Source organism: Rhodobacteraceae bacterium Araon29 (genome assembly GCA_039640505.1).
Lineage (GTDB): Bacteria > Pseudomonadota > Alphaproteobacteria > Rhodobacterales > Rhodobacteraceae > CABZJG01.
Genome location: CP046865.1, coordinates 723,761 through 739,405, shown reverse-complemented (window position 1 = coordinate 739,405; position 15,645 = coordinate 723,761). Strand labels below are relative to the sequence as shown.

At 49.8% G+C, this 15,645-nt stretch carries 11 protein-coding genes, 1 tRNA gene and 2 pseudogenes; 1 reads left to right on the top strand and 13 read right to left on the bottom strand.

Annotation, left to right across the window (positions count from 1 at the left end; translation table 11 throughout):
- Positions 1–56: 56 nt before the first annotated feature.
- The 5 genes and pseudogenes from GN278_03440 to GN278_03420 form a co-directional block, all read right to left on the bottom strand.
- On the bottom strand, positions 57–2,015 hold the full coding sequence (locus GN278_03440; GenBank protein XAT62525.1) for a transketolase: 1,959 nt from the start codon (positions 2,013–2,015) through the stop codon (positions 57–59).
- A 98-nt stretch (positions 2,016–2,113) separates the two neighbouring features.
- Positions 2,114–3,046, bottom strand: coding sequence for a 3-keto-5-aminohexanoate cleavage protein (locus GN278_03435; protein XAT59952.1), 933 nt, complete (start codon positions 3,044–3,046; stop codon positions 2,114–2,116).
- 233 nt (positions 3,047–3,279) lie between these two features.
- Entirely contained in the window at positions 3,280–4,221 is a 942-nt protein-coding gene (locus GN278_03430) for an SMP-30/gluconolactonase/LRE family protein (GenBank protein ID XAT59951.1), read from the bottom strand.
- A gap of 369 nt (positions 4,222–4,590) precedes the next feature.
- A pseudogene (locus tag GN278_03425) lies at positions 4,591–4,752 on the bottom strand (IS3 family transposase).
- A gap of 18 nt (positions 4,753–4,770) precedes the next feature.
- On the bottom strand, positions 4,771–4,968 hold the full coding sequence (locus tag GN278_03420; GenBank protein ID XAT59950.1) for a DDE-type integrase/transposase/recombinase: 198 nt from the start codon (positions 4,966–4,968) through the stop codon (positions 4,771–4,773).
- A 42-nt stretch (positions 4,969–5,010) separates the two neighbouring features.
- Between GN278_03420 and GN278_03415 the strand changes: the two are divergent.
- Positions 5,011–5,217: pseudogene (locus tag GN278_03415) on the top strand (IS6 family transposase).
- Here GN278_03415 and GN278_03410 read toward each other — a convergent pair.
- The 8 genes from GN278_03410 to GN278_03375 all read right to left on the bottom strand — a co-directional run bounded on the left by GN278_03410 (position 5,157) and on the right by GN278_03375 (position 15,614).
- Positions 5,157–5,798: an IS3 family transposase gene (locus GN278_03410; protein XAT62524.1), complete on the bottom strand. Its 642-nt coding sequence runs from the start codon at positions 5,796–5,798 to the stop codon at positions 5,157–5,159. The pseudogene GN278_03415 and the gene GN278_03410 overlap by 61 nt on opposite strands.
- Positions 5,756–6,031: a transposase gene (locus GN278_03405; protein ID XAT59949.1), complete on the bottom strand. Its 276-nt coding sequence runs from the start codon at positions 6,029–6,031 to the stop codon at positions 5,756–5,758. Before GN278_03405 ends, GN278_03410 begins: the two co-directional genes overlap by 43 nt.
- Positions 6,003–6,677: a hypothetical protein gene (locus tag GN278_03400; protein XAT59948.1), complete on the bottom strand. Its 675-nt coding sequence runs from the start codon at positions 6,675–6,677 to the stop codon at positions 6,003–6,005. The genes GN278_03405 and GN278_03400 overlap by 29 nt, the downstream gene beginning before the upstream one ends.
- A gap of 91 nt (positions 6,678–6,768) precedes the next feature.
- Positions 6,769–6,845 (bottom strand) — tRNA-Arg (locus tag GN278_03395).
- Between the two features lie 487 nt (positions 6,846–7,332).
- Positions 7,333–8,049, bottom strand: a complete 717-nt coding sequence (locus GN278_03390) for a hypothetical protein (GenBank protein XAT59947.1) — start codon at positions 8,047–8,049, stop codon at positions 7,333–7,335.
- Between the two features lies 1 nt (position 8,050).
- Complete coding sequence (gene pglZ, locus GN278_03385) at positions 8,051–10,042, bottom strand: BREX-3 system phosphatase PglZ (protein ID XAT62523.1); 1,992 nt, start codon at positions 10,040–10,042, stop codon at positions 8,051–8,053.
- Positions 10,042–12,852 carry a helicase gene (locus tag GN278_03380; GenBank protein XAT59946.1) on the bottom strand — a complete coding sequence of 937 codons (2,811 nt, stop codon included), beginning with the start codon at positions 12,850–12,852 and terminating at the stop codon, positions 10,042–10,044. Before GN278_03380 ends, pglZ begins: the two co-directional genes overlap by 1 nt.
- Positions 12,849–15,614, bottom strand: a complete 2,766-nt coding sequence (locus GN278_03375; protein ID XAT59945.1) for a DNA methylase — start codon at positions 15,612–15,614, stop codon at positions 12,849–12,851. The genes GN278_03380 and GN278_03375 overlap by 4 nt, the downstream gene beginning before the upstream one ends.
- Positions 15,615–15,645: the final 31 nt, after the last annotated feature.

Genomic DNA, 15,645 nt, shown 5'->3' with positions numbered 1-15,645 from the left:
ATTGGAGTCTAAATCAATAGTCATGAAACCAAGCGACTTGAGTGAAATGATGCGCTTCAAATCAGGGTAATCGCTGCCGCCACGATATCATCGGCAGATGGAATAACCGCATCCTGAAGTTCCGGCGTCGCCGGGATGCGCACATCCGGCGTTGTTACGCGACGAATTCTGACAGCTATGCTGTCAACCAACAGTTCTTGTAGTCTCAACGCAATTTCACCGGCGAACCCACCCGAACGAACCGCCTCGTGGGCAATAACAACCTTGCCTTTCGAAGCATTCGCCGCCGCAACAAGCGCAGTTTCATCCAGCGGACATAACCACCTCAAATCGAGGACGTGGGCTTCCGAGCCTTGCTTGGCCAGGATTTCCGCTGCAGCCAAAGCTTTTGGAACCATCGCGCCCCAGGTAATAATCGAAACATCATTGCCCTCACGCCGCAGCCGCGATTTTCCGACCGGCTCGGCACCGTTGGTTATTACAACTTCTGATTTCTCTGGGTATAGCCCGCGCGATTCAATGATGATGCAGGGGTCTGGATCTGCAACGGCCGAACGTATCAATGCATAGGCATCCTCAGCTGTCGCAGGTAGAGCCACTTTCAGGCCAGGTATATGCGCCAGCACCGCTTCGATCGATTGTGTATGTTGCGGGCACGCGCCCGGCGTTGCGCCCTGTTGGGTTCTAACCACAATTGGGCAATTTGATTTACCACGTGTCATATACCGTACGTTTGCTGCCTGATTTACCAATTGGTCCAGCGCCACATAAATAAAATCGGCAAACATAATTTCTACAATCGGTTTCATGCCCGTCATCGCCGCGCCAACGGCTGAGCCAAGTATCGCGTTTTCAGCAATTGGTGTGTCAAACACTCGTTGATCACCGAATTCGCGCTGTAAATTTCGGCTCGCCCCAAATATGCCACCTGGCTTGCCGACATCCTCACCGTATAACAGCGTCATGGGATCGTTTTCGAGCTCTGTGCGCATTGCCAACGTAACAGCTTCCAAATACGTCATTTCCATTTTTTCTGTTACTGTTGGCTCGGGAGAGTACTCTAGTGAAATCACGTGTTCCAATGCCGACGCTGCAATCGATGCGGGTCCCTCCAGGATCGACTCGGTCATTTCGTCCGTAATTTTCTTACTATTAGATATGACGTCGTCGACTTCTCCTTGCGTCATGAACCCGGCAGCTATCAGCCGCTTAGATATCAGCATTTCCGGGTCAATCGCCTCAGCCGCTTGTCGATCAGATTTTTGTCTATAATGTTCGATATCGCGGTTGTAGTGCCCCCAAAGCCGCGGTACTTTGAATTCAAGTAGGCTAGGGCCGTTGCCAGCCCGGGCGTGTTCGGCCGCTTGCGCAATGCTGTCGCGAACTGCAATTGGATCAAATCCGCTGATGGTTGCAGAAGGCATGCCATAACCCGAAGCCCTTTTTGCGATCCGATCGACTGTGATCACTTCTGCGGTTGGAGTAAGTTCCGCCCAGCCGTTGTTCTCGACGATAAAAATCACCGGAAGTTTACGCGCGGCTGCAAAGGCAAAGGCCTCAGAAACTGAACCCTGGTTCATTGCCCCATCACCAATGGAAACCGTTGCGACACGGCCATTTTTATGCGCCAAATTGGAAATTGCCGCGCCGCAAGCAATGGTTGTGGCGGCGCCTACAATCGAGTTCTCTCCTAGAAAACGAGTGTCTGGGGCCAAAAAATAGGCTGACCCGCCGCGTCCGCCATTGAGGCCATCGGCTCTTTGGCAGATCTCAGCCATGATTTTTCGGCGATCAAGCCCCGAGGCAATAGCCCAACCATGGCCCCGGTGGGTCGCTATCATCTGGTCATCATCGCGCAAACCCGCGGCGGCACCTAGTGGGACTGCCTCTTGTCCGGCGCAAAAGTGCATAGAGCCAAGCACACGTGGCGGGATTGTTTGTGTTAGGGACATGGCCTTTTCCTCAAACGCGCGAATGTAAGAAATTTCCGCCAGCATTTCTTTGGCAAAGTTCATGTCCTGAGACTTGATTGGGGTGATGTTTTTGTCTTGCTTTGTCATTTTCACATTCCTTTCCAGATTAAGTTATGGGTATTTGTCGGCAGTATTTCTTATTAGAAATTCACCAGATCGCGCCCTTTGAGAGCCAGAATTCCGCGCGCTTCATCAGGGGGCACAACCGCAAGGCCGAGACCTTCGATTATCTTTCGTGCGAGCCGAACCTGTTCGGCATTTGATTTTGCCAAAATTCCTTTGCTCGCCCAAAGACTATCTTCAAGCCCAACACGGATGTTACCACCTATCGCAACTGCCTGAGCAGCGATTCGAAGTTGAGCGGTTCCTGCGCCCAGAACGGACCAACGTAGGTCGTTGCTAAATAAACGGTCAGCGGTGCATTTTATATGTGCGACATCTTTGGAGTGGCTTCCGATGCCGCCAAGTAAATCAAACACTGATTGCACAAAGAATGGCGGCTTGACCAAACCGCAATTTGCAAAGTGCTCGAGATTGTAAAGAGGCGCGGTGTCGTAGCATTTAAATTGAAACCGCGTCCCGTTATGGTAGCAGATTTTCAAGATAAATTCTATATCTTTGAACGAGTTAAGAAATATCAGATCTCGCGTACTTTCCTGATACTCACGTTCCCAGTCAAAATTGAAATTCTTGTACTTGTCGAGAAGTTGGTACAGCCCGAAGTTAATCAAACCCAAGTTTAGCGATGCTACCTCTGGTTTAAATTCCGCAGCTGGTCGTACGCGCTCTTCGACGTTCATGAACGGGCTGCCGCCAGTCGTAATATTGATCACCGCCTTCTTTCCTAGCTTGACGGTTGGCAGGAACCTAGAAAACCCCTCTGACGCTTGGTCGGGTCTACCATTTTCAGGACCGTGGGCATGTAAGTGCAAAATTGCCACGCCCGCATGGGCCACCTCAATCGCATCAGTCGCGATCTCACCAAGGCTGATCGGCAGATACGGAGACATGGTCGGTGTGTGAATGGCACCGGTAATCGCGCAGGCGATAATGATCTTGCCGCGTTTAGCCATTGTATGCCTTTTTCTGGATTTTTAGTCGCTGTCGCTGGCGAAGGTTGTCCAAAATAAATGCCGTCAAACAAGAGCCCGACAGGGCCAGAACTTCGCTATCTGTTAAAAACTGATGCCTCAACATTGCAAAACTTGCGTTGGCATCCGTGTGTGCATCGTCATGGCCATTTTTATCAGGAAAATTTTTGGAAGGGCCGGCTACTATCATAGTTTTGGAACGGCTCATTCGAATGTCATCCCGCAAATCGCGGTTCTGGCACGCCATGGATGCCTAGCACGGCGACCACAAACAGGCTGCCTGCTAGAAATTGTGGCTTTTCTTTCTTGTGAAACATGTCGTGGACTTCTGGGTGTTTCACACGCGCCATCGATGTCACATAGATTACATCAAGGTCCTTACCCGCGAACATCACGCTGGTGATATTTCGGACGGGCATACCGATCCTCCGCGCGACACAGCCGTCGGGCGCGTAACGCACCAGATCTCTGCTGATCAGCTGCGCATTCCACAGATAACCTTCTTCATCGATGGTCGATTCATCTGCGACGCCGTCATCATCATGGGTGGTGGCAAAGATCCGTTTGTTTGCGAAAGTGCCATCCGTGATGTCGTATTCATAGGCCCAGAATTCGTTCTGGAACGTGTCGGCCAAATAGAATGTTTTGTCATCCAGGCTCCAGCACGGACCATTCGCACAAATTATCCCGTCCTCAACTTTTGTGACGCTCAAATCCGAATCCAGACGCCAAAGCACGCAATTTTTCAACTCTTCGCGTTCGTCCATCCCACCCGCAAAAAAACGACCAAGACGATCTACTTTGCCATCGTTCAGCCGGGTTCTTTTAATATCGACGTCAACCTCTTGGATCAACTCTAACTCTTCGCGCTCGAAGTCAAAAAAATAAAACCCGTCGCTGATTGCGGCTATGGCGCCGCCGATCTTTCGCGATGCCATTGCGCCAATGTCGTTGGGAAAATCCCAATTCTCAACCACACCCGTTGCCAGGTCCATCCGCAAAATTGCCTGTTTGCTAAACCGCGGTCCGGTGCAGTCCAGCCAAGGGAGCTTGCCCCCTTCCACATCCCATAAAGGGCTTGTGCCCACATGGTTGTTGCATTCAAGGACGCACTCAATGCGAATAGACACTTTGATCCTTTCGTTTTTAATACGCATTAGGGCTACCGGCCAAGGAATTCATTTCTGGACTAAGCGCCAACGACCAGCCATCTAACCCAAATAATATTGTATTAAAAAAACAATTATTGAACTATAAGTATATCCAAGTTAGAAGTTCAGGCCTTTTATCAAATAACTATTCTTTTATTAGTACAATATTTATTACAAAAGCACAATAGCTACTTAGTTCTGGAGGCTTTAACTAAAGTCCAGCCCAACGAAAAACGCGACTGCCGGCAACCCATGGGACCACTAAGAATGCGCCATTCATGAATAGTAGACCAAACAACATGGTGTCCGTTGTCAGATAATTTGGGATACAAGAGCTGTTTGAAGCTTGGAGGCTCTGGTCCGATTTTGATTTAATTAATCAGCTTGTTTTTGATGTTTCAAGCGGCGGTTTTGGAGTGTCTGTTTTTTAATTTTTTTCCTTCCACTCAGAATTGCTTTGTGACGGCCAAAATAGACATCGGCAGGTGTGACGTTGTTTAAGCTTTCGTTGTATCGTTCGTTGTTATAGTAAGCGACAAAGGTGGCGGTCTGCCTCTAAAGATCACCTGGCAGATAATAGTCTTCCAATAAAACTCGGTTCTTCATGGTCTGCTGCCAGCGTTCGATTTTGCCTTGGATTTGTGGATGGAATGGAGTGCCACGAACGTGTTTCGTCTTCTGCTTTTCCATCCACTCAGCCAGATCACCCAAGATGTAGTAGGAGCCGTTATCACTGAGCAGTCTTGGCGGCATTGTGAGGTTATTTTTTGCGAATGTCGTGAATAGAGATTGTCCATGTTTAATGTGTCTGATTGTTCTGGCCTGAAAGGCTTTCGTTTTCCACGTTCTGTAATTGGTTACGCAGTTTGGGCCTATCAACGCTTTGCTTTGAGTTTACGCGATTTTGAGGATCTGCTTGTATCACGAGACATTAAAGTTTCTTACGAAACGATCCGAGATTGGGTCGCAAGGTTTGGTTCTAAGATTGCTGCGAAGATACGCAAAGCAACCGCCATGTCTAACGCACGTATTGCCAGATCCTTCTTCATCCGATTACTGACCGACCAACCGATGATGCGCCTTGAATGTAAATCAAGTACAGCAGCCAAGTATAGCCATCCTTCACGTGTCCATATATAGCTAATATCAACCACCCATTTTTGATTAGGCTTATCGGTAGTAAAATCACGATCCAGCAGATTTGGCGCAATATTAAACTTGTGATTACTATCCGTTGTGACCTTATGTTTACGGGTTCTGATAACGGATATGGCGTTCTGGCGCATCAATCTTCCTACACGGCGGTGGCCGACCTGCAGACCTAACTCTTTCAGCTCTTCGGTCATTCTGACGCGCCCATAACTATTGTGACTTAGGGCGAATTGATCCCGAATATGAGCCAATAAAACCATATCCGTTCTCTGACTTTGGTTGATTGGTCGTGTGCGATAGGCGCGGTAACCACGTGCACTGACATTCATAATATGACACAGACGATTGATTGGAAGCGTGCCACGGTGTTCTTCGATAAACTTAAACCTCACGGTTTTTGCTTCGCGAAGAACTGTGTTGCCTTTTTTAATATTTCCCTCTCCTCACGAAGCATGCGGACTTCTTTTCGCAGCCGTTCGTTTTCGTGAATCAAATCAATTTGTGGCTCAGGCGTAGAAACTGTATCGCGTTCTTCTTTGATCCAGCGGCTCAGTGTCGAAAAACCAATCCCAAAGTCCGATGCGACCTGCTTACGGCTAAGCCCACTTGTTAATGCTACGCGCACAACTTCCTGTCTAAATTCTGCTGTTGGTTTGTTTCCCATGTGTATTCTCCTTTAGTGCATAATATGCGGTTAAAGGAGCGACACAATTCCGCGACAGGTCCAGGTTCTTAAGATCAAGCGCATACTCAGAGATGGCAAAGTTAAAGACGGCTCTAATGGAACTGATGACTCTGCCCACGCTTGAGCCAACCAGACCCTTGGCAATCAGGTAATCCCTATAACTCAGCGCATCTGCTCTGGTGTACTCAGCCAAGGTCTTGGCTCCACAGGCATCCACCAGATAACTACAGGCTCTTTGGGCGGCGGCTTTGAAGGTCTTTGGCTTACCAGCACCCTTTTGCATGACATATGTTTCTAAGGCCTCAGAGAGCGTAATCGACTGCTCAGTGGCAGTAGACACATCAAGCTGTGTATTTCGGGTAAATGAACCATATCCCGACTTTAACAAACTGCGCCCAATAAGATCAGGGTCGGTCATTCTAAGGTGAGACCAGTATTCATCTAACTTAGCCGCAGCCACCAAAGCCCTTGATTTAGCAGTTAGTGCAGACCTCGTCTTAAGCCCCTGAACAATACGGGGATGGGAATAATGGCTCAAAAGGTCAGCGGGAACACGTCTTGAGAAGTAGTAATACCCGGCACGGTTAAACGTATAAGGGACTTTTTTGGTCAGTAATCTGGTCAACACTCTCTCCAGTCCAATACTAAGGCAATGCTATTTATGAGAATGTTATCAGTAGGTTATCTATCTGCAGACTGCTTAAGTCTGATGATAGTGGCGCACCGGGGAGGATTCGAACCCCCGACCCCTTGATTCGTAGTCAAGTACTCTATCCAGCTGAGCTACCGGTGCTCATACCTTTCAGAACAGTCACTTACATCAATTCCTGTTATTCAGTACACATGGCTGGTTCCAGCTGTCAATCGAAGATCTTTTCGTAATGGGTGCTAATTTTGACCAAATGTGTGACAAGGTGTGTCCAAGAGTGTGACGACAGAGATAATGCTGTCACTGCCCTAAGGAAAAACCTTTGCTGAGTGGTTAACGAAGTAAGTAAAGACAATTATGAAAGTAATGCATGCCCCCCCTGGGCGGTACAATCTGGCCAAGTTTTTCAATAATGGATCGCTGTATCAATTTTCTGCGTTTCTCAATCTTTAGAATTTAAAAAAACTGACTTGAACCTAATTCACACTATCTCACACAAACCTGATCATGCACCCGCCCGTTCCAGAAACTTAACAAAAATATGGGCCATATACATTGGCCAATATTACAAGGTTTACAAATCAAGCATACGAAAATATTGAAATCTTATTTCGCGAACCATTAAGTTGAATCAATCCCGAATTGTGACAATCTGGTTGCCAGCACTGTCCACACGCAACTCGAGTGCGTCGCTACCTGACAATATATACGAAAGTGACCCGCCCAATCGAAATGGAAATAGCAATGGATTGTAATCAATGGCCGCGATGGAAAGTGATCGCCCTGATGTATAGACACAGGCCTCAACTATCCAGGAAATTACCTGTGATCCCTCCAGATAAATGGGTTCTTTTAGAGCGATCTGCTTCCCTTTGTTATGCCGCGCAATGATACCCCAGTCTGCTAAAGACTGTAAAACCATATTGGTCATACGGCGTGTTCCTTCTCGCTCCCCATAAACCTCTTCCATTCTTCTGTGAACTTCAGCTGAAGAGCATTCGCTTTGAAGCGAAGTTAGTCGACCCACGATCTCAATAACTCTCGCGAAGAAAGGATAAGTCACAATAGCCATTCCCCAGGTCAAAACAACTGGTGGGATCTCACGCTCCGAGTTAAAAAACTCCGCTGCTCGTTGCGCGAATAACTCGATATCATCACGTGGCTCAAGCCAAAGCCGGTTTAAAATAGTTCTTGTCTTCTTTTTGGCAGCTAGTCCTGAATGTGCTTCACCCAGAATGGCTTCAAGCTCAGCAATCTCAGCTAGACCATTCCTGACTTCGAGCGCTTTTGTTGCCCATTCGAGCCGGATAAAGCGATCAAATCCTATCCTAGGTTTTGTGGGTTGCATATTATTCTTTCTTCATTGTTATCTTTACAAAAGGCACAATAAGTTCTTCCAACGTCATGCCTCCGTGAGCAACAATTTTTTTTCCTTTGGGAACAAATGCACCACGTTTGCCTGCAAAAATTGGCAGGAAGTCGGTGGGAAGTCCGGGGCTGTCGAACCGAAATGTATCAATCTCTTTAGGAATAGATAGCGCTAGATTCTCGTTACGATACGCCCTGACCCGCTCCCCCTTCATTTCTGATATAACACCCTGGCTGAGACGTCCAATGCCATCTGAGTCAACGTTGCCATGATCTGACGTCAGGTAAATATGATACCCATGCTTACGGAGCATGCAAAATAGCGTTTCGATGAAGCCAGTCTCACACCACTCGCGAATTTGCCCGGTGATCCCACGTTTCCCGAGTATTGCTCCATGAACGAGTTCATCAATCATATCGACAACAATTCCAGCCACTTTTATTGTTGGTTTCGAGAGTGTATCTTCGAGCGCGCCTAGCTGTTCAGTCAACTTTATGCCCTTTGTAAATACAACTTCACGCTTTGTAAGCCCATTTTCTTGCCAGAAATTAATCCAAAGCGAAGGTTCTTTCGCTGTAGTATCCAGCGAGCCTTGGAACTCTCGGGGTTTCAGGCCTGAAAAGAGTGCCTGGCGAGAGATGGATGTCAACGTCGGCAGCCACGCAAAGCAGCCGCCCTCGTCGGCAGAAAAAGCGGGAAGCTTGGTCGACAAGTACTCCCTGATCTGAGCCCACTGGTCCAATGCCAGGCCGTCAAAAACAAGAAGAGCAATTCGGTCTTCGCCAAAGCCTCTACGCATTGCGAGATAGCGCGGCACATGATGTACCATCACTGGCGCCTTTGCAACTGGTAGAGAGGGCAAGTCTGCAAAATGCTGAAGCACCCAATCCTTGAGGCGAGCATCGACTTCTCTTTGCAAGCTCTGGAGTTGCTTCTGCAGGCTATCTGCATCCACCGCCTTCAGTTCGTTGAAGCGGTAGATGAGTTCTCCCAAGCGGCGCGCCGTTTCTACCCAATCTCTATGCGACGCACCCTCCGACGGTAGACCCACCTCTATCCTTTTCACTCCCTCCGCCACCAAATGGGCAAGTGACTGAGGATGATCGATCAGGCCAACCTGTATCCAACCGGGAAGGTGCGAAGGACGAACGCTTGCTTTAATGGGTTGAATGGCTCCTTCAAGGAACATGGTGTCGATGATCACCCTTACGTCGGGGTGATCAAATGGCAAATCGAATGCATGGTATTCGAATGGCTCCTGTCCCCCATCGCAGGCATCAGTCTCAACGCCATGTAGTGAGACGAAACGAGCCCAAGAATCCTGTATGGCGCGCACCATAAAAGACTTTGAGGCGAGTAGTTCACTAATCGGAAGACTGCCAAGAGTTGTGTCCCGAAGGACAGTTGCGACATGGTCTGCTAATAGACTGGGAATGCCCACACCGCGATAATGAAGCCGCAGCGCTTCGCGCCAGAAATCCTCCGGCCGATTCAGCAGATACGGGCTTAAACTGAAGATGTGCGTGAGAATAAAATCCTTGGTCGCTCGCTCTCCAAGCTGCTGCGACGCGTGCTTCTGGTAGGCCTGGAAGAGCCCTTCGTGGTGTTCAGAATCAAGCTTGCGGACGACACCATAATTCAGGTTGGGTAAGAGATCAGCCAAGCTCAGGCTGACTTGCCGTGCTGCTCTGATGTAGTCCCAAGGAAGCGAGTTGATGTCCACTCCCTGCCACTGCAGAATAAGTGCCTTCGCGGAACCTTTCTCACCCCTATCCCATGCGGATCGGTAACGCGCTTCGTACTCGGCCCTAAACGAAACAGAATCTTCGAACGGAAGAACCCCAAAATCGCGCTCGCGAAGCCCAAACAAAATGGTCTCATCCAAAAGAATTCCATCGGGATCCAAGGCGATCCAAAAGCGAGAAAGATCTACGGGAAATTCCCGCAGGATATGATCAGCCCAAATACTCATCATGCACCAGCTACCGTTTCGCCAATTCTCAAAACTGTGAGTGCATTGAGAGCTGGCGAGTAACATGCCGCAGAATCTAGCTGTGCGATCCGAGCTTCATGCTCTTTCTGCAGACGCTTCCATCGATAATCACGTACAGTCTGCAGCCCCACTCTGCCAATCGCCTTGTGTCGAGCTTCGAAAGCGTAGAGTGCGCGTTCACGTTCTTCCTCGATCCGAACCTTGTGCCCTGCCACAAGATCAAAGAACACTCGCTCACCTTGCGTGACCGCAGCCCCTTTCGATCTCTCAAACCAGTCGTACGGTGCCTCAATCTGATTGGCACCAATCGGCTCGACCTGCTCCGTCAGAAGCATATCCCAAATGCGCTTTGCGGTCGGCTGGAAGGCGCGCCCTTCATCATTGACGAAAATGGATAAGAAGCGACGACGGCTGAAATTGTCAGCTGCCAGACTGACTTCCCATAGCGACCAAACGCCTTTCACACTGTCAGGCAGGCCTGTTATGCGAACGGCGGGTACAGGTTGACCAGGGATGCAACGCGGAAGATCAGCGATCAAAGCCTGCGCTCTTGGATCTTCCAGCGTGACCCACTCAGCTTCCGGCCGATCGCCCGCTGTTCGCGCATCGAAACACACCGAAGATGATTCGGTGCCGTCAGTCCACCGTATCCGCCAGGTGTCACCTTCTTTCTTGGCTTCTCCCCCCCGCACAGGTAGCCCAGTTGTAATTGCTCGCTCAAGCCAAAACTGCGCCGGATGATCACGCCACTTTCTAGCGTCATCAGGCTCCAGATCATGCCCATCAGCTAGAAGATCAGTGTTTTTTTGATGTTCTTCCAGAGTGGATCGCAGTTTTATAATGGCTGTTTCGCATTCTAATTCAATCGAAGTAGGATCCTGAAGTCCTTGCACAAACAACTCATCAAACAGTGGCTCCGCCTCGACTGAATCCATTACATCGGCAACTTTATCGACACCAAATTCCTGGGCGATCACTGCGAGCTTAGTTTCAAGAACCTCTCGAACACGATGCTCCACAGTATCTTCGAGTACAAAATTGATTGCGCGCACAACATGAGGCTGACCGATACGGTCCACTCGACCGATCCGTTGCTCAACCCGCATAGGGTTCCACGGCATATCGAAGTTTATAATGATATGACAGAATTGAAGATTAAGGCCTTCACCTCCAGCATCCGTTGAGATCAGTATACGCACATCTGAGGAAAATTTCCGCTGAGCTCGCCCACGCGCTTCAAGATCCATGCTGCCATTCAGTGTTGCAACTGAGAAGCCCCTACTCTCAAGGAATTCCGCGAGCATAGCTTGTGTTGGAACAAATTCTGTGAACACCAGAACTTTCAACTGAGGATCATTTTCTTCCTGTTGTATCTTGTAGATCTGCTCCAAGAGTGCTTCGGCTTTGGCATCAGTTCCCTGTGCTTCAGTTTCGCGCGCAATAAATAAAAGTGCCTTAACGTCTTTTCGTTCATCGCCCAAAGCTTCAAATGCCATGGCAACACCAATCTGATCATCACCCGTCAGCTCATGCCAGTCCCCGACGCCTTCAGCGGAAAAGAGCTGAAGCTGTCGCTGGTCGTCATCCAGAGCGAGTAGGCGCTTTTCCAAGGTTGCCCGGATGGCTGCGGTGCTGGACGTCACCAAGCGCTGCATCAGGATCATCAGGAAGCCGATGTGTCTTTGCTTTGATGCCATGGCTTGATTGTAACCGTGACGAACGTATTCGGTGACTGCTTCGTACAGCCCCTGCTGAGCCGTATGGCGGTCCAACCAGGCGACCGCTTTCGTGCGTGTCATACGAGGCTTAAACAGGGGTTCCCCTTCTGCATCGATCGCAATCCTCTTTTCGGTTCGCACAACAAACGGGCGCACACGATTACTGGAAATGCTGCTCTCATCCGGAAAGGAGTCGCGGTCGAGAAGCTGCATCAAGCGATGGAACTGATCGGTTTTTCCTTGGTGTGGCGTTGCCGATAGAAGTAAGAGGTATGGGGCCGCTTCAGCAAGCGCTGCGCCTAACTTGTATCGTGCAACCTGATCTGTGCTGCCTCCCATGCGGTGAGCTTCGTCAATTATCACAAGATCCCAAGATGCCGAAATCAGGTCTTCGAAGCGTTCGCGGTTATAAGTGCTAAGCTTTTCTGCACTCCATCCGCGCCGCTTTTCAAGCGGCTTAATTGAGTCCAACGAACAAATTGCTTGATCATGCAATCGCCAGAGATTTTCGTCATCAGCCCGGAATTGTCGATATGCCGAAAGTTCTGACGGCTCAATGAACTGGAAATTCTCACAAAAGTGAAGGCGCATCTCTGCCTGCCATTGTCTGACCAACCCTTTGGGTGCAACGATAAGGATCCTTTTCGCCATCCCGCGCAACTTGAGCTCGCGAAGGATAAGGCCGGCTTCAATCGTCTTGCCTAGCCCCACTTCATCCGCAAGCAGATAGCGGATCCGATCCCGGCTCATAGCGCGGTTTAGAGCATAGAGCTGATGGGGCAGAGGGACAACGCTTGACTGGATCGGCGCCAGAAGCAGATTGTCTTCCATCGCATCCAGGAGCTTTGCCGCGGCGGCCGTGTGCAGGATCTGATCGACTGTAGTTTGAACGGCATCGAGCGGCCGTAGCTCCCGCGACTGCGCGCGAACGACGGCATCTTTGCTGGGCAACCAAACCCGAAACGACGTCTCACCCCACACTTCTTCCCGATCCACGACACGGCAGGGTGCGGCATGTCGTTCATGCCAGCACCACGCGCCAATGTCATAGTCTTGGGGGGCTTGCGTCATGCATCAGCCTCCGTGCGCGTGAGCGCCTGATCGTACCAGAGCAGCAGCTTTTCATCTTCCTGCAGCGTCTGATCTGGCAGCTTCTCGGCAATGCCGATTATCGTCTTGTAGTCCTTCGCCGCCCAAGCCGTTTTGAAGCCTGTTCTAAGAACTTCCAGGCGGGACTCTTTCAGCTGACGTTTGGTCGCTGACTTGTAGGTTTCGAACTCCTTCAGAAGCGTCCTTTCGCGCTTCTGCTCAAGATCCTTCGCTTTGCTGGGGTCAGGCACAAACCAGCGATCCTTCGCCTTGGATTTGAGCAGCGGATCCGACTTCTCCCGGTTCCGCATATCCTTGAAGTTGGTGGACAAGTAGTTGTGGATCTGGCTCGGCACGTCATCTTTGCCTTCGTAGCGCAGGAAGTTGTCTTCGAGCAGCGCAGAAAGTTCAGGCTTCTCTTCGTGCTTCCGCCATCCAGCACCCATCTGCACCGTAAACTCAGGGTGGACGTCCTGGTAGGTGGAAGGGCGCTTGCGCAGGAAGTCTGTCAGCCAGTCGATGGCTGAGCGCTCGTCCGAGACAAAGAGTTCAATCTGTGGAGCTTGGGCCGCCTGGGCACGCTTTCGATCATAGCCCGCCACCTGCTCTGGCAGAAAGACCATTCCGTCGCGCTCGGGGAAGCGATTGCGTAGCCCCTCTAGGAACTCCTCGGTCGAGAGAGGTACGGGATAGTCGTGGCGGACAAACCAAGACACCATGCGGTCATAGATGCGGCGCGGATCACGCTCGACGACAACCTCGAGAATGCCTTTATTAGACTTGGTCACTGGCAGCTGGCGTAGATGAGTTTGAACGAATTCCCATGCTGTGTCCGGAGCTGCACCACGTTCTCCAAGCCTCTTCTCCAACCCTCCATTGGGTTTGTACACGGAAATAACGAGGTCTTGCTTGACTGCAGTTGCCGAAGTTACCTGCTTGAAACTGCCCTGTTTCTTATCCAAAGCTGAGACTTCAGCGACAACGAATCCTGACTGCTGAAGCGCGAGTTGGATTGCGTTCCACACAGAAGCGCGGCTGTTGGAAAACACCACTGTCATCCATCTTCCAGGCTTCAACACCCTAAAGTACTCGGAAAACGCACTTCTGATCAGAGCTTGGTACTCGTGGAGGCCTTTTTCACGAACACGATCAATGATTGCTTCAGATGACACGTTGGTAAACACGCCATGCCATGACTCTATTATCTGGTTAAGGTCGGCATAGTATATATTTTCTCCGAACGGTGGGTCTGTGAACACGTAGTCAATGCTGTTATCTGGGAGGTCTAGTTGTGTCGCACTCCCCGTTGAGACAATACTGCTCCCAGACACACCATGTTTTTGACTAAATGCCGTAATGAGTCTTTTGAGTTTATTGCTATAGGCCTTGAAAGGATCAGCTTCAGCGATTTGCGACGGGACGTAGAATACACCAGTAAGTGGATTGTAGGGAAAAGATACTTCAGGTCGATATCGATTAAGAATCGACATATTTATGAAATGACTGTCTAGCCAAAATTTGAGAGCATTTCGAATTCGTGCATCAGGTTCGCTGTTGGCTTGCCCCCACAACGCGGATAAAATGTGCGCTTCTCGAGGAAAGTACATATGGTGAACGTGCTTTGTCTTTGTTGTTTTCATTCGACCAACACGCGTCATTTGGCAATCTGGAAGCGTATGTATTGGGAGGTGCTCCGGTAGATCCAGAGCTTCGGCTCTACGGATTACTTCTAGGTCTAACTCATCGGGGCGTTTTTGAAAGGTTTTCCTTCCAATGGAATATTTTATTAGTACTGGTACGCGTTTTGGCCTTTCATCAATGTTGCCCGACGGAACGTCCATGAAAGTCTCAAAGACAAGCTCCATGTTCTCTTTGGTAGATTTTGCCGCGCAATGAGGGCACGTGATTTCCTTCCCAACTTTCTTTGTTTTGGGGTCAAAGGCCTCATCAAAGAAAATAATCTCCCCGGCGCAATTTGAGCACGTAAAAATCTCGCTCCACACTGTGAAGTCTATTCGCCCTTTGGAGGTGCCGTCCGTATGGGTTGTTTCGAACATCCAGCCGAGTTCTGCTTGGGTCGTGCTTAGAATTTTCTCCGCGCGCTCGGCGAATTGGTGAGCATCGAATGGAAAATTCAGTCCAGCGGCAATAGATGTTGCTGCCGGTGAAAGCTCATTGATGATGGCGCGTCGAGGGCCCCATTTTGGGGCTGTCTGGCCTAAACTCTTCCATTCATTTTCAATCTCAAGTCGGAAGGCTGCAGAAGCGACGCCGCACCACTGAGCAGCAATGCCTGTCATGCCCGATCCGCCAAAACCATCCAGTACAATATCACCAGGTTCAGTGAAGTGTAGAATGGACGGCACAATGGCTAGATGTGGAACTTTAGTGTGATAGGAATGGGCTTTGTATACTGCATCAGATTTCCCAATCGAAACGTCGACAGCCATAGGTTCGCGGGAATATTCAACGGCCGGATCGTATGGTTCACCGTAGTGCTCCACGAACTCTGCGAGCCAAGGATTAGGACACGCCGTGTAGTAGGGCGGATCCGACATGGCGAGGATTGCCTCATCGGTTCCCACCGGGAAGCCCTCTTGATCACGAAACGTGGTATCTTGCAGCTTCTCAGCCAATAGGGCCAGGAAATGCGCGCGGCGTGCCTTATCACTTCGAAATTTCTGACCGAGGCATTCCACCTCTCCACTGTCTGCGCCAGTGCTTAGATTGAGTGTCTCACTCATGTGTTGTCGTCTTTCTGCTGCTGACGCTAGT